This is a genomic window from Streptomyces sp. NPDC002730, assembly GCF_042888805.1.
Taxonomy (GTDB): domain Bacteria; phylum Actinomycetota; class Actinomycetes; order Streptomycetales; family Streptomycetaceae; genus Streptomyces.
In genome coordinates, this window is record NZ_JBIAQG010000004.1 from 485,744 (window position 1) to 501,872 (window position 16,129).

A 16,129-nucleotide genomic window follows, 5' to 3' on the forward strand; every position below is an offset into this window, starting at 1 on the left:
GTGGGCGTCACATTCGGGGTCCGGCTATCAGGGTGGTGACTTGCTGCAGTCACTTCCTGGCGACGCTGCCGGTCGTTGCTCACACGGCAGAATCCCGCACAGCATTCGGAGTTGGGCCAGGCCCTCGAGCACGTCGGCCCGAACTACCGCTTGTCGACGAGCCATTCGGCGCCTGGACACACGACGGGGGACTGGGTGCCGGGGGCACTTCACTCGGGCCGGCAGGGCCGTACGAGACTTACCAGCTACTTCAGCGTTCTATAAACACGGTCAGTGTGGGTAGCATCCGGCATCAACACAGGTACGAGGAAAGAGAGCTGTCGTGCCGGAGAACAACCCCACCCTGAAATCCCAATATGCGAAGCAAGTCGCCACCGACATCGAGGCCAACGCGAGGGAACAAGAACGCCTCAAGTCCGAGGCTGCCGCACTGAATGACCAGCTTGAGGCGCTGCAACAGGATCACGAGCTGCTGGTGAGCATGCAGGCAACCCTGGGGGCCGCCCCTGCCAAGGACACCACAGCGGCAACGACCTCAGCGGTTCCCAGGGCGCGGCGCGCCAACGTGGTTGCCGGCAAGGGCAAGCGCCCCAAGAATGGGCCGAAGAGAAAGGGCGATGCGAAGGCACAACCTGCCGGGCCGCCGCTGCGTGAACTCGTCGTCGCCCTGCTCGCCGAGCACCATGAACCGCGGTCGGCGGCCGAAGTCACCAAGGAGCTGACGCAGGCGCACCCGGAGCGCACGGTGAACGTCACACTGGTGCGCAACGCCCTGGAAGCATCGGTCGCAAAGAACCAAAGCGAGCGCACCAAGCAGCAGAAATCCGTCTACTACAGCGCTCTCACCGGCAATCCCTCCGCGGAACAGCCGGCTCCTTCGTCCGGGTGAGACCTGGCTCGGTTTTTAACCTCCGGATCTGACGGATTGCCCAGCGGGCTTGGGACATTTGCGTCGGCTTCACAACGTGTCCCAAGGCGACGAAGCCGATGCCAATGGCCAGAAAAGACGGGGAGCGGGCGCTCCGGCTGAGCACCATGAGAATGGCGCCTGCTCCCCAGAGCCGAAGGCAGCCGACGACCCGGTCAGCGCCGGCGCGGCTCGGCCGGGCTCACCGCCCTGCCGGCTGGGCGGGCAGTTTGAAGATGTGCTGCGGGGTCACGATGCTGGTGATCGCCTGGCCGAAGAGAGTGCTTGGTTCAGAGCCCTTGTAACCGATGTCCGTGTTGAGGAGCACGACCAGGGTCGCCTTCGGCTCCGGCAGGTAGACGACCAGAGACTCGTAGCCGGGCAGCGAGCCATTGTGGCCGATCCAGCCCGCGACGTTGAAGATGCCCAGGCCGTAACCGGTGTTCGGCAGGCCGCTCGGGCTCATCTTCAGGCGCTGGGCCTGCGTGGCGGGGCGGAGCAGAGTGCCGGTGGCGAGGGTGCCGGCCCAAGTACGCATGTCGTTCAGGTCGGAGATCATGGCTCCGGCGGCCCAGGCCCAGGAGGGGTTCCAGTCCGTCGCGTCCTCGGTCTTGCCGGTCGCCGTCTGGTCGGTGTAGCCGTGGGCGTGCGGGGCCGGGAACTCCGCGGCCTTCGGGAAGAGCGTATGGTCCAAGCCCGCCGGTCCGAGGACGTTCCGGTTGATGTACTCCGCGAGGGGCTGACCGCTGGCCTTCTCCACCGCGAGGCCGACCAGGATCAAGTTGGTGTTGCAGTACTCGAACTTCTCACCGGGCTGGAACTGCACGGGATGCTTGAAGGAGTACGCGAGCAACTCCTGCGGCGTGAACGGTCGTCGGGGGTCAGTCGTGAGTGCCTTGAAGAAGTCCGGATCCATGGTGTAGTTGAAGAGTCCGCTGCGCATCCCCGCCAGCTCGCGCAGAGTGATCCGCTCTCCGTTGGGGACACCGTCCACGTACTTCCCGATCGGGTCGTCCAGGCTGACTTTGCCCTGGTCGACCAGCATGAGCAGGGCAGTCACGGTGAAGGTCTTGGTTTCGCTCCCGAGTCGCATGTTCAAGCCGGTGGACATGGGCGCGCCCGTCGCCTTGTCTGCGACCCCGAACGCGCGGACGTAACTGCCCTTGCCGGGAGCCCACAGTCCAACCGTCACGCCGGGCACGTGTGCTTCGCGCATGACCTGTGTGACTGCCTTGTCCAACTGCTTGGCCACAGCGGGAGTGAGCTGCGGGAAGTCGGACGAGGAAGAGGAGGATACGGCTGGTGCCGGGGCGGGTTGGGATTCCGCGGATTCCGCGGACACCGAGATCACCAGCAGCCCGGCCGCCACGGCGCCCGCCGCCCCCCTGCGCAGCCGTGTGTGCAAGCGCGTCATGAGCCGGCTCCCGTCACGAGAGGACAAAGCTCCAAAAGAATCGTAGGCCCTGGTCACAGGTCCAGCGACTTGAGCGGTCTTCCGCACGCACCGTGGGGAACTCCCGCCCTTCCCGCTCCTGACGCTGCGGTTGTTCGCGGGCGTAGGTTCCGAAACTGTGGCTGTTGGACGAGCTATGGCTGTTGGACGGCTGCGCGCTGGCGGGCCGTTCGTACGGCGGCGGAGAGATGGTCGATGTCGTACGCGCCGTGGTGGCGTACTCCGTTGATGAAGAAGGTCGGCGTCCCGGACACGCCGCTGTGGTCGGCGGATTCCACGTCCTCGGCCACCCGCGCGGCGCCCACCCGTTTCCGCAGGTCGCGCTCGAAACGCTGGACGTCCAGGCCGAGCTGCGCCGCGTAGCCGACCAGATCGGAGGCCTTCAGGGCGTCCTGGCGTTTGAGGAGGAGATCGTGCATCCGCCAGAAGGCACCCTGGGCGGCTGCGGCACCGGACGCTTCCGCGGCCAGTTGGGCATGGGGGTGGACGTCGGTCAGGGGCAGATGCCGCCATACGTAGCGGACATCCCCGAAGTCGGCCAGGAGAGCGCGGATGACGGGTTCCGCCTTACCGCAGTAGGGGCATTCGAAGTCGCCGTACTCGACCACGGTCACCGGTGCGTCCCGGGGGCCACGGATGTGATCGCGTTCGTCGTCGACAGTCGCGGCCAGGTCGACGATGCCCTCCGTCGCGCCCAACAGTGCACGAATCTGCGTACGGCGCGGTAGCAGTCCGATCACGGCCGTGACCGCCCAGGTGATAGTGAAGGCACAGACGACCGCTGCGAGGATGCCGATCTTCGCTTCTTCCAGCTGGTCGCCGGTGAAGGCGAGGGTCGCGATCAGCATGGACACGGTGAACCCGACGCCCGCGATGGTGCCGCCGGCCGCCGTCGCGCCCCAGCCGACCGGCGGACGCACCCGTCCGTGGCTGAGCCGGCTCGCCAGCCACGACATACCGAGGACCGCGACCGGCTTGCCCAGGACGAAGGCGAGCAGGATGCCCATGGTGACCGGCGACTTCACCGCAGCCGACAGCTGCTCGGCGCCGATGGGGATGCCCGTGTTGGCCAGCGCGAACAGCGGCACGATCACATAGCTGGTCCACGGGTGGAACATCCGCTGCAGCCGTTCGTTCGGCGAGATGGCCGATGCCAGTCCCTGCCGTACCGAACGCTCGAGCTCCGGTGTCGGCTGTTCACGGAACAGCCGGAACAAGCCGCTCGCGCGCTCCAGGTCGCTGCGGGCCGCCGGATACGCATACGTGAGCAGCCCGACGGCCAGACCGGTGACGACAGGGTCGACGCCGGACTTCAGCAGTGCCGTCCATGTCGCGACGGCGAGCAACGCGTACACCGGCCCTTGGCGTACACCGGCGGCCCGCACCAGCAGAACGACGCCGAAGAGGCCCAGCGCCACCACGAGGGCGGCCACGGCGATGCGGTCGCTGTAGGCGACGGCGATGACGCCGAGCGCGACGAAGTCGTCGACGACGGTGACCGTGAGGATGAAGGCACGCAGGCCAGTCGGCAGGCGCGAGCCGAGCAGGGCAAGCATGCCCAGGGCGAAGGCGGTGTCCGTGGACATCGCGGCGCCCCAGCCGTGCACCGAGGCGTGGCCGCTGTTGATGCCGAGGAAGATGGCCACCGGTACGAGCATGCCGGCGATGCCGACGAGCACGGGCAGTGTCACACGTCGCCGCTCGCGCAGCTCCCCCATGTCGAATTCTCGGCGTGCTTCGAGTCCGACGACAAAGAAGAACAGCGTCATCAGACCGTTGTTGACCCAGTCGCGCAGGCTGAGCGACACACCGTGGGAACCCAGCTCGATCGACAGGTGCGTGCCCCAGAAGGCTTCGTAGGAGGCCGGCCCGACATTTGCCCAGACAAGCGCCGCCACCACCGCGACCAGCAGGAACGTGGCACTGCCCGTCTCCGTCCGCAGGAAATCGCGCCACGGCGTTCGCATGTCGTCGCCGCAAACGGTCTGCCCGGACAGGCCGGGAGCCGCTGAAGGTTCGGTCACTTCGTGATTCTCTCCCGCATCCAGCGGTTGGGCCTGCTGTCGCGCACTCGTCACCGGGTCGCACGCCGGGTCGCAGTGGCCCGACACCCCTCATGTCTCAGGGTTCGATGACGAGCAGTTCGATGTGGCCGCCGCAGAGCGTGAACTGGTAGAGCAGATCGACGACCCCGCCCGGGAAGTTGCCTTCGAGACGGTGAGCGGCGATGTAGCGGGTGCCGTCGACCTCTTGGGCACCGGTGAGCTCGATGGTGTACGTGTAGTCGCCGGCGGAGCGGGTCAGCCACTTCTCGATCGCCGCGCTGCCGTTGTAGGTGTTGCCGTCGTCGATCACCGTCGCGTCAGCGGCGAACGAGGTGATCGCGGTGGCGGTGTCGTGGGCGCGATGGGCCTTGAGGTAGCGGGTGATCGCCTCGGGGAGTGCGGTCGGCTCGATGGGCCGGCCCTGGGCCTGGTTGGCGTTCATGGCGGTCCTGACTGTGGTTGTCGGCGGTTTTCAGACGGCGTGGTTTCAGACGGCGTGGTTTCAGGCCGCGTGGTTTCAGACGGCGGGGGTGGTGCCGCCGTCGATGACGTGTTCGGCGCCGACGATGGCGGAGGCGCGGTCGGAGACGAGGAAGGCAACCAATTCGGCGACTTCCTCCGGCCGGTTGGGGCGGCCGAGAGGAATGCCCCCGAGTGAGTCCATCAGCTGATCCAGCGCCGCTTCGGGAGCGATGCCGGCGCCCTGCGCGATCCGGTCGACGAGGTCGTCGGCGGCGGTGGTCTGTACGAAGCCCGGAGAGACGGTGTTGACGCGCACTCCGTGCGGGGCGACCTGGTTGGCCAGGCCCTTGCTGTAGGTCGTCAGCGCGGCCTTGGCGGCGGCGTAGGCAAGGGTGCCGTTCCACAGAGGCATGCGGCGCTGGATCGAGGAGATGTGCACGATCGCCCCCGTTCCTGCTTCGATCATGCCGGGCAGCAGGCCGCGGTCGAGGCGCACCGCGGCCAGCAGATTGGTGTTGAGCTCCTTGGCCCAGTCGTCCTCGCTCAGAGCGGCGAAGCCGCCGGACGGCGCGTCGGACCCGCCGAGATTGTGCACCAGGATGTCTACGCCGCCAGGCGCTCGAGCACCTCGCCGACGACGCCCGCGGCCCCTTCGGGGGTGGACAGATCTGCGCCGACAAAGAGCTTGGAGTCGAGGCCATCGGGCTTGCTGCGGGCCGTCACCAGCACGGTTGCGCCGGCCTGGCCGAAGCGCTCGGCGATGGCAGCGCCGACGCCCTTGGTGCCGCCTGTGACCAGAGCACGCCTGCCGCCGAGGGATTCACTGAGAGGGGACATCACACGGGATCCGATCCCGGGCACGGGCTTGCACAGCACCGCTCCCGTCATAACTGCTAAAATAGAAGCTAGTAACTTCGACTTTAGCAGCTACTCATTGGGGATGGACACCTTGGCGAGCCGGATCAGGCTGGAGGACCGCGAGTGCCCGCTGTCCACGACGGTGCAGCACGTCGGCGAGTGGTGGACGCTGCTGATCCTCCACGACGCTTTCGACGGCTACACCCGCTTCGACCAGTTCCAGGACAGTCTGGGCATCTCTTCGAGCATGCTCACCGCCCGGCTCAAGACCCTGGTCGCCGACGGCCTGCTGGAACGCCGCCCGTACCAGACCAACCCCGTACGCCACGAGTACGTCCTCACCGAACTGGGCCGCTCCCTGCGCCCGGTGATCGTGGCGCTGGCCGCATGGGGCAACGCCCGCCTCGACCCGTCCCAGCGCAGCATGATCCTTGTGGACGCGAAGAGCGGCGAGGAGGTCGAACCCGTAGTTGTCGACGCCGTGACCGGCCACCGGCTCGATGACAGTGACGCGTACAGCTTCACCGCGGGCCCCGCCGCCAGTGACGCAATGCGCGCCCGCTACGCCAACAACCCCGAAGGTCGCAGGCGACCGGTGTAGCGCTTGAGGGGCGAGGCGTTCACCGACGCCCCCGGCGCCGGTCAGGCAGCGGAGTCAGCTGCTCGCCGTGGGGTGCTCGGCGGGCTCGGGCACGATGCGGTGCAGGCCCTTGCGGTCGTAGTACGTGGTCATGGCGAAGCCGAAGAGCAGGGCGGCCACCAACCCGATGCCCATCATGGTCCAGCCCCGGGTGAGGCCGGCATCGGCGCGGGCGTCGAAGTACAGGATCGCCCGGACGCCGTCGGTGAGCTGGCGCATTGGCTCGAAGTAGGACAGCAAGCGATAGAAGCTGGGCAGTGCCTGCAGCGGGATCGTGGCTCCGGAGGACGGCAGCGACAGGGCGATGAAGACAAACATGCTCACCAGCTGCCCGATCCCGCCGAACGCGGCGTTCAGGGCCTGGACGCCGACCCCCACCGTGGCTGAGGCGCACACCGAGAAGAGCCAGAGCAGCGGGATGTGGGAGGCGTCCATCCCCAGGATCGCGACGCTGGCGAGGAGGATCAGACTGGACGTCAGCAAGGACAGTGCGACCGACATCGCGCAGGTGACCATGAGCATGTGCGTGCGCGAGATGGGCACCGTGGGCCGCTGTCTGCGCAGAGGTCCGATCTCGCTGGCCGCGTAGCCGAGGCCGACGTCGACGCTGTTGCTGATCACGTTGCCGCCCAGGAAGCCGACCAGCACCAGCAGCAGCGTGTAGTAGAAGGCACTCAGCCCGAGGCCGCTGTGCGTGCTGATCGGATGACCGACCTTCACCTCGACCGAGACCGGATCGGCGAGCAAGAGCCGCTCGGCGTTGGTCACTTGACCGTCTCGGGCCTGGAGGCGCTCAGTGAGCGAGCGACCCAGTTGCTTCGATGCGGCGTGTGCTGCCTGTTGGGCGATCGAGGTGGCCAACGACGCGCCCAGGCTGCCGGCCGAAGGATTGGTCAGCACGGTCATCGTCGGTCTGTACGGGGCCTTTTGCCCGGTGGTCTCCAGCGCAGCCATCGAGGCGGAGAAGTTCTGTGGCACCTCGAGGACGCCGTACAGCTTGCCCGAGGCCAGACCGTCTCTGGCCTCGGCCGCGTCCAGCACCCGCCAGGAGACCTGGTCCCTGGGGTCGGGTGAGGTCTTGATGCCGTGGGTGATTCGCGCTCCCAGGTTCACCCGCTGTCCCATCACCGTGGCGCCCCGATCGGCATTGACCAGCCCGATGGGCATGCGATGCAGATCGCTGCGCGGGTTGAGGATGCCGCCCATGTAGACGAGGGAGAGCAACAGGGACACCACTCCGACAATGACCGTGGGCAGCACCCAGATCTTCGGGTTCCGCAGCACCCGCCCCGCGGTCGTCCCCGGCGGGTGTTGGTTCGAAGGCATGACTCTCCTCGGGAAAGCAGCCGGTGTACCGAATGTCCGCACGCGGCCTTTCGCGACAGTTAAGTGAGACCCGTCGGCGACGGCGAGACGCCTCGCCGGGTCGCTCGCGGGACGTTGTCGGCGGCGGAGTGCGGAGCCTCCTCTATCTGTTCGGCACACCGAGTCAGGAGCGCTTCTGGTCCATGTGGGACGCCTTGCTGCAGGGGGCTCTGGGGACGATCGTCCTGGTCGACACCCAGCGCTTGGAAAGCAGCTTTGCGGCGGTCGACTTCTTCGAGAACCGTCGGCTGCCGTTCGTCTTCGGCGCGAACTGCTTCGACGGCGAGCAGCCGTAGACCGCGGAGCAGATCGGTGCGGCCCTGCACCGAGCGACCCGAACACGCCCATCCTCGTGCTCGACGCCCGCTCCCGCGCCTTGCTCAACGCCGGTGCGGGTAGTGCGCTGCGGCCCTCGGTCTCTCAAGGTGCCCGCTTGTTCATCCAGGACGTGTCTTCGCCGCTGTGTCCCAAAGATCCAGCCTCCCAAGCGCGCGCATCGCGGCGGGCATCCCGCACATCTCTCCACACGGCTGTTGCGGCGCGAGTACGACTTCTGCGCCGTCGTGCTTTCCAGTCGATCCAGGAGGCGAGCGCAATGAGCGAAATAAGAGGCACCAGGAAGAACCACATGACTTGATGGTGCAGCAGTCGGCCAGCGCCGACTAGATCCGAACGTACCCGGACTCTGCCCCGTGACGCCGCGAACGGGGCGGACAGGTAGGGGAGTTGGTGGACGTCACCTACGAGACGACCGCCTCACCGTCACGACGCCACCCCGGACGACGGGCGCTATACCTTTCGTTGGAGCAGCGCCACGGTCAGACCCGAGAGGCGTTCCGTCCCGTAGTTCTTGTACAAAGTGCGCAGTACCCATGCCTGACTTGCCGGGACCGCATCCAGCGGATCCGGCTTGTTGCCCGGAACCACCAGCCAGATCCGGCTCTCGTCCTTCAGACACCCGGCCGGCTCCATGCAATAGACCGGAAACAGCTCGTCGTTGTCGACAGCCGGGGTGGCCAGGAAGACTTCTCGCATCTTCACGTCGCGCGGAAGGTAGTAACGAACCCCCTGGTCGAGCATCCAGGCCGGGCCCTCCCTGTTGTAGACCACCGCGTCCCCAGGGCGGTGGTACTTCATGATGGCTTCCGCGGCTCCCACGTAATCCGTTGGTACGTCGTCGTGGTGTGCGTACTCCCCTCTCAATTTGTGCTGATCGGAGAGTACGAGCAGAGCGATTGCGGTCAGGGCTGCCGTGACCGCCACCCGGGACGTCGTCGCCGCGGCGAGCCCGGCCCCCGCCAGCACCGCCCAGGCCGGCAGGGTGAACAAGAGGTACTGAAAACGGAAGTAGGAGATGTCTCCCTGGGAGGCCACCCACACCACCAGTGGGGGCAGCACGGCCAGGGCGGCGCACAGCAGGAGGGCAGCGCGGCGCTTCTTGGGTGCCACCACCGCCAGCGCGATCACCGCTCCGGCACACAGGCCCGAGGCGAACACCTTCGGCCAGATATCGACCAGACCCCATGCGTCCGGCCGAGGGACGTACCAGAGCTGCTGGGACACCTGTGACCTGCCCGACAGCACCACCGGGATCACGCAGGCCGTACCAGCCAGGACCGCGAGGCAAAAGCCCCACAGTGCCCAGCGCTCGTGCCGAGCTCGCAGGACCGTTGCGACCAAGTGCGGCAGCAGGACGGTCAGCGCCACCAGATGCAGCAGTCCGATGATCGCCACACAGAGGGAATACCCTGCCCAGCGTCTCCAGCTTCGAGGCACGTCCAAGGCCCGGAGCAGCAGGAGTGTTGCCAGGCCGACTGCCAGGACCACCAGGGCATAACTGCGGGCCTCCTGGGCGAACCGGCTCACGGCAGGGATCAGGGCGAACAACAGTCCGCCGCACATCCCGGCACGTCGGCCGAACAGCCTGTGCCCGGTCAGTGCCACAAGAGCAGCCGTTCCGGCCATGGCGAGCGCAGAGGGCAGCCGAAGGGCCAGGGGCGAATCTCCGAAGACCGTCATCCACCCGTGCATCAGAACGTAGTACGTGCCGTGCACCGCGTCCACGTTGTGCAGGGTGGCCAGGATTTGCCCGAAGCTGCGCTTGGCCACGTCCCAGGTGACCAGCTCATCAGTTACCAACTGCGGGGCGTCGATGCGGAACCCGGTCACTGCCAGGGTGGCCAGCGTCGGCCAAAGCCACAGCCACAGGCCGGACGGCCCCCTGGTGGGTGGTTGCTGCGCTTCGTTCGGCTGAACCTCTGCACCTTCAGTGGAACGGGTAAGAATCGCCATGGGACAGCCATATCGCCGCCGCGAAGCCTCCCGGGCCAGCCACAGGGCCGTGGAGCCCCATTTCGCCCGATCGAGTGCGCAGGCACGCCGACCACGCGGCGGGACATCGTACGGCGGCCGTTGCGATCACAGCGCAGGACATCCGCATGACGATGCCGTCGCCGGGCTGTTCCCGGCCTTCGGTCTACCAACGACGCTTTGAGGACGAGCGCCGTCGGACCGCCATCGCGGCTCCGGCGCGATGAGGCGCCGTACTCCAGCCGTCATCCCGGCCCCCCGTGCCAGCGGATGGCGACGGCACCGGCGAAGTCGCCGGCGTGGGCGAATCCCCCCAGCACCACCAGGTCGCCGTCCTCGAGGTGCTGTGAGCGGATGGCACGGTCCAAGGTGATCGGGATCGCCGCTCCGAATAGATTCCCGCATTGATCGAATGTGTGCAGGTGCCGTTCGGCCGGCAGTTGCAGGGCTTCGCGCCAGTTCCGCAGGAACGTTCGGTTGGGCTGGTTGGTGATGAACACGTCGATCTCGGTGGTGGCCACCCCGAGTCGCCCGCACAGGTCCGTGACCACCTCCGGCACGAGGCGGTTCCCGCGTGCCAGGACCTTGGCGACGCCGGCCTCGGTGAATCCGATCCGCAGCTGGGACTCCCCGGGCTCCCAGTACTTGCGGCCGTCGTCGAGCATCACGGTCATGTCGCCGGCGTAGGCACCGATGTGCCGGGTCTCCACGTCCAGCACCGGGGCGCCGGCCGAGGTCGTCACGTATCCCACGCCGCAGCCGTCGCCCGGGATCGCGGCCTGGGCGAGCCTGCGCACCTCGGACTGGGTGAACCACTGGCCTGCGGCGCTTTGCGCGTTGCAGATCAGGGCGGTCCTCGCATCGGTGGTGGTGAGCAGCCGACGGGCCAGCTTGAGCATGTACACGAATGACGCGCAGCCCGCGTTGGCCACGTCGATCAGCCATTCCGGGTGCAGGCCCAGCCGGCGTGCCACTTCGGTGCCCGCGCCCACGAACGGGAGGTCCGGCACCTGGCTGTGCACCAACAGCACATCCACGTTGCGGATCTCAGCCCTGCCGTGCCGTTCGATCAGAGGCTGTACCGCGCGCTCGATCATGTCCGCGTTGGTCTCGTCCGCGGCCACGTGGTGACGTAACGGCGGGACCTTGAACATGGGGTGGTCGCGGAGCTTGTCCTCGGCTCCGGGGTACTCGGTGTAGAACTCCGCGGGGACCGGCTCGCCGGGAAGGTAGCTTGCGACATCGGTGAGGCTGACCGTGTTCACCGCATCACCGCCGTCGCAGGTGGCACACTGACGGACAGACCGCCGCGGTGGCGGTGCTCCAGGATTGCCTTGAGGTTTCTCATCTCCACGGTGTGGCCCGCGTAGAACAGATCCCAGTAGTCGCCCACCCAAGGCCGCTCCGGGCGGGGCGCCTTCTCAGGGTGGGGGTTGTCGTCGTAGTACGGGTGCCGGCAGTTGGTCCAGGTGATCACCGACCCCGGCTTGTTGAGCACCAGCGGGGCCGGGACGACGCGCATCAGGTAAATCATCCACAGCTTCTCGCCCTGGTCCCAGGAGCAGTGGTAGTCCACCGTCATCGCCTCGGGGTTGGCCACCACCTTGCAGTAGATCCTGGTGTCGTCCTCCAGCCGGTCGTGGCCGACCCACAGTCCTGGGGTGCCGGCGGGCGCGAAGCCCCGCAGGCTGCAGGTCCACTCCTCCAGGTGGTGGCCCTGGCGCAGATAGTCATAGGCCTGCTCCGGCGGACAGTCGACGTGCTCGTGGATGGTGCAGTACTGCCCGTAGACCTGGTGGTGCGGATAGACCGCGCGGGTGAGGTCCATGCAGTGGGCGGTCAGCTCCTCCTTGCCGGTGTTCTCGATCCGCATCAGGCCGGGGATGTCAGCCAACGTGGACGGGTCCGCGTTCATCGGAACTCTCCTCGCTCTCGGTGCTTTCCGTGCGTTGAGTGCTTTCGGTGAAGGACAGGAAGGGAAGGAACGGCGGGATCTCCCGGGCGTCGCAGTCCAGCGAGATGAACGCCGGGCCGCTGCGCGCGTTGCTGCGCAGCAGTGCCTGGCACAGTTGCGCAGCGTCGCCGGCCCATGTGGCCCCAAGGGCCGGGAAGGCGGCGGCCACCCCGGCGGCGATGTCTGTCCGGGCGAACAGGTCGTTGCTGCGGACGCCGCCCTGGAAGAGCTTTTCGCGGATGGCGCACATGCCATGGGCGTTGTTGTTGAAGATCACGAAGGTCACGGGTGCGGCGTACTCGACGGCGGTGTGTACTTCCATTCCGTGCATGAAGAACGCTCCGTCGCCGGCGAGTACGTAGGTGCGTTGGCCCGTGGCCAGCGCGGCGCCGATGCCGGCACCGAAGGTGTAGCCCATGCCGCCCATGCCGACCGCCACCACGAAGCGGCCGTGGCGCGGTGCGGGAAGCAGATGGACCGCGCTGGCCCCTGCGTTGCCGGCGTCCACGAAGACGTGCGCGTCCTGGGGGAGTGCCGCCTCGACCGCGGCGACCGCCTCGGCGTAGGAGACGGTTCCACCACCGGCCTGCGCAACCGGCGTCGGTGGGGGCGTCGGTAGGGGACCGGCGTGCTCCGGGCAGGGAAGCGGGCGCGACGGGAGCTGCCGGGCCACTGCACGCAGCGTGTCCCGCAGGTTCCCGCCCAGCGCGATGCCGGCCACGAACGGCGGTTCGGGATCGATGCAGACGACCGGGGTGGCGGCCAGGGCCTGGTCCAGTCCGCCGCGTGCCAGTACCGGCAGCCGGGTGCCAACCAGCACGCAGAAGTCGGCCCGCCGCAGGCAGTCTTCGACATTGGTATGCCCCATCACCCCGGCTACACCTGCGAACCGGGGGTCCCGGTTGTCGAACACATCCTTGGCGTCCGGGGTGACCGCCACCCAGGCCCCGAGCCGCCGGGCCAGCTCCGCCAGCTCCGCGCGCGCATCCGCGGCGGCAACCCCTTCACCGGCGATGATGAGGACACGGCTCGCGCCGCGAAGCGCGGCCGACACAGCATCCCGGGCCTCGGCTTCGAGCCCCGCAGCGGACGCGGCCGACGCGGTCGCCGCCGGCACCAGCGGCGTCGGCACGAACGGCGTCGGCGTCACGCCGCGAGCGGGCACCTCGATCTGTGCCTGCTGCACGTCCTTGGGCAGCAACAGCACCGCCGGCCCCTTCGGATCGGTCTGTGCCGCCGCGACCGCCCGGGGCAGCAACTCCGCGAACGCGTCCCCGTCTTCGACCCGGGCGCAGAACCGGGAGACGGGCGTGAACACCTCCATGGCGTCGAAGGAACCTGCCTTGCCGCTGGAGTCCTGGAACGCCCCCCGGCCCTCCTGGCCGGTGGGCGGCTGTCCCACGAGAGCCAGCACCGGCACCCGTGAGGCGTACGCCTCCGCCAGACCCGGCACTAGATTCATCGCGCCGCCGCCCGAGGTGGCTGCGACAACGCCGAGGCGCCTCGTGGCGCGGGCGTATCCGTCGGCCATGGTGACGGCGGAGAACTCGTGCTTGGCGACAACGCCGCGGATGGTGCTGCTGCGGTGGACGGCGTCGTACAGGTCCTCGATGTTCGCACCGCCGACGCCGAACAGGTGGGTGACGCCGGCCCTGGTCAACTCTGCTGCCAGGTAGTCGACAAGGCGTACCCCGCATCCCTCGCGAATCTCGCGTGGCGTGGCTGTCATACGGAGCTCCTGTCAGCTTGGTCGGGCTGGACCATGAGGCCGGACGGCGAGATGACCTGAAAGCGGTGTCGGTACTCGTTCGGGGTGAGTCCCAGGGCTCGTCCGAAGGAGCGGAAGAACGTCTCGGGGGCCGCGAATCCGCAGCGGCGCGCTACCTGGCCGACCGTCAGATCGGTGGTCTCCAGCAGCTCGCGGGCGCGGGCGATGCGCGTCCGCTCGACGTATTGGCCGGGGGGCGTGCCCACCTCGCGCCGGAACACCCGGGCGAAATTGCGCAGGCTCATATTGGCCCGCTGGGCGATCTCGGCCACGGGCAGCGGGTCCTCCAGGTTGTCCAGGATCCACTCCTGTGCGGCCCGGATCGGCGCGTGATCGGCCAACTGGGCGTCGAGGACGGCACTGAACTGCGACTGTCCTCCGTGCCGCTTGAGGAACAGCACCAGAAACCGTGCTGTCTGCAGCGCGAACGCCGCGCCGTGGTCGGCCTCCACCAGAGCGAGGGCCATGTCGATGCCGGTCGACACTCCCGCCGAGGTGACGAACCGGCCGTCCCAGATGAAGATCGGCTCGGGGTCCACCGTCACGTTCGGGTAGCGGTAGGCCATCTGCTCGCAGTACGCCCAGTGCGTGGTGGCGCGCCGCCCGTCGAGCAGGCCCGCCTCGGCCAGCAGAAAGGATCCGCCGCATACGGACGCGACTCTCCGCGACCGGGCGGCGGCCTGGCCGATCCACGAGACCAGCTCCCGGTTCCCGAGCGCGTCGTTCAGGCTCCATCCGCCCGGGACGAGGAGGGTGTCGATCGGGCCCTGACCCGCCTCCAGCGGGGCGGCTTCGATCACCATCCCTGAGCTGGTCCGCACCAGTGGCGCATCGGTGGAGACGAACTCGATCCGGTAGGGGGCACCCGACTTGGGGAGCAGCCGATTGACAGTATCGAACACTTCAATGGGTCCGGTGATGTCCAGGGCCTGCGCACCGGAGTAAACAACCACCACAACACGTCGCTCTAACACGGTCACAGCCTGTATCCGGCGTCGAACTGGCCGCAATGACAGCTTGTTGACGAATCCGGCCAACGGGCAGTCAGCGACTGCTGGAGCGAGGCGCTGACCAGGCAGTTCGCGTACATGACTGGCAGGCGTGGGTGAGGTAGGTCACAGCAAGCCTCGCCGCCCGCGCATGGGGGGTGAAGGGGCGGAGGCCAGGGGGGTGTTGCTGCGTATGCAACGCGAAAACTCGCGACGACCTGGTGCAGGCGGTGCTCGTCGCCGTCGACGACAACGGGCTCCTGCGGCAGGTCCAGTACCCAGCGGTGGTCCTTCGATGCGGCGCGCGCGTCGTCCACGGTGTCGAGCGCGAGGCGGCTCAGATCCACCCGCTCGCGGGCCAGCGGTCGGCCAGCGGTCGGCCGGAGTCGAGTCGGGCGAGCAGGAGCAGGTCGTCGACAAGTCCGCTCATCCGCCGGGACTCGGCGTGGATGCGTTCCAGGGCGTGCCGTACCTCGTCGGGCACCGGTCCGGTGTGGCGCAGGGCCAATTCGGAGTGGGCGCAGACGGTGGCGACGGGGGTGCGCAGTTCATGTCTGGCGTCGGCGGCGAAGTGGCGCAGGCCCTCCTCGCTCGTACGCCGCCGCGCGAGTGCGTCCCCGACGTGGCCGAGCACGCGGTTCAGAGCCGTCGCGACCCGCCCCACCTCCGTGTCGGGGGCGGCGCGTCCTCAATAGGCGCAGAGTGGACTGGACAGGGCGGCGCAGCCCGGGAGGTTTTCCTACGATGGGAGGAGTGATCGATCTCGATGCCTGCGGTCCGAGGAGGTCGGTATGACGCACAACGCCGGGCTGACCCTGCGTATGCAACGGGTCCTGCGCGCACCGCGCGCGGTCGTGTTCCGGGCCCTGACTGAACCGCAGGAGCTGGCGAAGTGGTGGGGCCCGGACGGGTTCACCATCCCGCGTGTGGAAAGCGATCTCCGCACGGGCGGTGGCTATCGGATCGCCATGCAGCCTCCGGAGGGAGAGCTGTTCTACCTGGCGGGGGAATTCCGCGAAGTCGATCCGCCGGCACGCTTGTCCTATACGTTCCGGTGGGAGGAACCCGACCCCGAGGACCGGCAGACGGTAGTGACGCTCTCGCTTCGCGATCTCGGCGGTCAGGCCACGGAGCTGGATTTCACTCAGGAGCACTTCGCCACTGAGGAGCGCTACGCGCTGCACGAGGAGGGCTGGACTCAGAGTTTCGACAAGCTGGAGAGGCTGTTGTCGGCAGACGCGTCGGCATGACGATCCATGACGCAGCCGACATGCGGGTGCCGTTCCCGAGGAGGACTGGCACGAGGCCGATGCGTATCGCGTCGACGAGTCCGGGCGTCCCGAGTACCAGGCCACCTGGCCGGGGCCTGGGCAGGCGG

General features: G+C 67.9%; 13 protein-coding genes and 2 pseudogenes. 4 read left to right on the plus strand and 11 right to left on the minus strand.

The annotated features are described in order from the left end of the window. The first annotated feature begins 322 nt into the window (after positions 1–322). Positions 323–889: a hypothetical protein gene (locus tag ACFYXH_RS13245; protein WP_389562175.1), complete on the plus strand. Its 567-nt coding sequence runs from the start codon at positions 323–325 to the stop codon at positions 887–889. A 220-nt stretch (positions 890–1,109) separates the two neighbouring features. On the opposite strand, the gene ACFYXH_RS13250 is transcribed toward ACFYXH_RS13245, so the two are convergent. The 4 genes and pseudogenes from ACFYXH_RS13250 to ACFYXH_RS13265 all read right to left on the minus strand — a co-directional run bounded on the left by ACFYXH_RS13250 (position 1,110) and on the right by ACFYXH_RS13265 (position 5,704). Next, positions 1,110–2,321 (minus strand): serine hydrolase domain-containing protein, encoded by a 1,212-nt coding sequence (locus ACFYXH_RS13250; protein ID WP_389562176.1) that lies wholly within the window; start codon positions 2,319–2,321, stop codon positions 1,110–1,112. Between the two features lie 173 nt (positions 2,322–2,494). Next, the gene (gene nhaA, locus ACFYXH_RS13255) at positions 2,495–4,327 is read right to left on the minus strand and encodes a Na+/H+ antiporter NhaA (protein WP_389562257.1); all 1,833 of its coding nucleotides are present in this window, start codon (positions 4,325–4,327) and stop codon (positions 2,495–2,497) included. 154 nt (positions 4,328–4,481) lie between these two features. Continuing rightward, complete coding sequence (locus tag ACFYXH_RS13260; protein ID WP_389562177.1) at positions 4,482–4,847, minus strand: nuclear transport factor 2 family protein; 366 nt, start codon at positions 4,845–4,847, stop codon at positions 4,482–4,484. Positions 4,848–4,922: 75 nt separating this feature from the next. Then, a pseudogene (locus tag ACFYXH_RS13265) lies at positions 4,923–5,704 on the minus strand (SDR family oxidoreductase). A 103-nt stretch (positions 5,705–5,807) separates the two neighbouring features. Between ACFYXH_RS13265 and ACFYXH_RS13270 the strand changes: the two are divergent. After that, positions 5,808–6,326 carry a winged helix-turn-helix transcriptional regulator gene (locus tag ACFYXH_RS13270; RefSeq protein ID WP_389562178.1) on the plus strand — a complete coding sequence of 173 codons (519 nt, stop codon included), beginning with the start codon at positions 5,808–5,810 and terminating at the stop codon, positions 6,324–6,326. Positions 6,327–6,380: 54 nt separating this feature from the next. Here ACFYXH_RS13270 and ACFYXH_RS13275 read toward each other — a convergent pair whose 3' ends face one another. Next, positions 6,381–7,691 (minus strand): YhgE/Pip domain-containing protein, encoded by a 1,311-nt coding sequence (locus ACFYXH_RS13275; RefSeq protein ID WP_389562179.1) that lies wholly within the window; start codon positions 7,689–7,691, stop codon positions 6,381–6,383. Positions 7,692–7,819: 128 nt separating this feature from the next. On the opposite strand from ACFYXH_RS13275, the gene ACFYXH_RS13280 reads away from it, so the two are divergent. Beyond that, positions 7,820–8,026, plus strand: coding sequence for an ATP/GTP-binding protein (locus ACFYXH_RS13280; RefSeq protein ID WP_389562180.1), 207 nt, complete (start codon positions 7,820–7,822; stop codon positions 8,024–8,026). A gap of 493 nt (positions 8,027–8,519) precedes the next feature. On the opposite strand, the gene ACFYXH_RS13285 is transcribed toward ACFYXH_RS13280, so the two are convergent. The 6 genes and pseudogenes from ACFYXH_RS13285 to ACFYXH_RS13310 all read right to left on the minus strand — a co-directional run. Beyond that, complete coding sequence (locus ACFYXH_RS13285) at positions 8,520–10,022, minus strand: glycosyltransferase family 39 protein (RefSeq protein ID WP_389562181.1); 1,503 nt, start codon at positions 10,020–10,022, stop codon at positions 8,520–8,522. A 263-nt stretch (positions 10,023–10,285) separates the two neighbouring features. Further along, positions 10,286–11,305 (minus strand): 3-oxoacyl-ACP synthase III family protein, encoded by a 1,020-nt coding sequence (locus ACFYXH_RS13290; RefSeq protein WP_389562182.1) that lies wholly within the window; start codon positions 11,303–11,305, stop codon positions 10,286–10,288. Beyond that, on the minus strand, positions 11,302–11,955 hold the full coding sequence (locus tag ACFYXH_RS13295) for an SRPBCC family protein (protein WP_389562183.1): 654 nt from the start codon (positions 11,953–11,955) through the stop codon (positions 11,302–11,304). The genes ACFYXH_RS13290 and ACFYXH_RS13295 overlap by 4 nt, the downstream gene beginning before the upstream one ends. Next, positions 11,927–13,723 (minus strand): thiamine pyrophosphate-binding protein, encoded by a 1,797-nt coding sequence (locus ACFYXH_RS13300; protein ID WP_389562184.1) that lies wholly within the window; start codon positions 13,721–13,723, stop codon positions 11,927–11,929. Before ACFYXH_RS13300 ends, ACFYXH_RS13295 begins: the two co-directional genes overlap by 29 nt. After that, entirely contained in the window at positions 13,720–14,736 is a 1,017-nt protein-coding gene (locus tag ACFYXH_RS13305) for a GlxA family transcriptional regulator (protein ID WP_389562185.1), read from the minus strand. Before ACFYXH_RS13305 ends, ACFYXH_RS13300 begins: the two co-directional genes overlap by 4 nt. 191 nt (positions 14,737–14,927) lie before the next feature. Next, positions 14,928–15,427, minus strand: a pseudogene (locus tag ACFYXH_RS13310) (histidine kinase dimerization/phospho-acceptor domain-containing protein); the annotation flags it as partial. Positions 15,428–15,542: 115 nt separating this feature from the next. On the opposite strand from ACFYXH_RS13310, the gene ACFYXH_RS13315 reads away from it, so the two are divergent. After that, entirely contained in the window at positions 15,543–16,001 is a 459-nt protein-coding gene (locus tag ACFYXH_RS13315) for an SRPBCC domain-containing protein (protein WP_389562186.1), read from the plus strand. The last annotated feature ends 128 nt before the right edge of the window (positions 16,002–16,129 follow it).

Bases quoted from the DNA above. Each gene is read 5' to 3' on its own strand.
- ACFYXH_RS13250 (WP_389562176.1), bottom strand. From the start codon at position 2,321: ATGACGCGCTTGCACACACGGCTGCGCAGGGGGGCGGCGGGCGCCGTG.
- ACFYXH_RS13260 (WP_389562177.1), bottom strand. From the start codon at position 4,847: ATGAACGCCAACCAGGCCCAGGGCCGGCCCATCGAGCCGACCGCACTC.
- ACFYXH_RS13300 (WP_389562184.1), bottom strand. From the start codon at position 13,723: ATGACAGCCACGCCACGCGAGATTCGCGAGGGATGCGGGGTACGCCTT.
- ACFYXH_RS13295 (WP_389562183.1), bottom strand. From the start codon at position 11,955: ATGAACGCGGACCCGTCCACGTTGGCTGACATCCCCGGCCTGATGCGG.
- ACFYXH_RS13315 (WP_389562186.1), top strand. From the start codon at position 15,543: ATGACGCACAACGCCGGGCTGACCCTGCGTATGCAACGGGTCCTGCGC.
- nhaA (WP_389562257.1), bottom strand. From the start codon at position 4,327: ATGCGAACGCCGTGGCGCGATTTCCTGCGGACGGAGACGGGCAGTGCC.
- ACFYXH_RS13275 (WP_389562179.1), bottom strand. From the start codon at position 7,691: ATGCCTTCGAACCAACACCCGCCGGGGACGACCGCGGGGCGGGTGCTG.
- ACFYXH_RS13285 (WP_389562181.1), bottom strand. From the start codon at position 10,022: ATGGCGATTCTTACCCGTTCCACTGAAGGTGCAGAGGTTCAGCCGAAC.
- ACFYXH_RS13270 (WP_389562178.1), top strand. From the start codon at position 5,808: ATGGACACCTTGGCGAGCCGGATCAGGCTGGAGGACCGCGAGTGCCCG.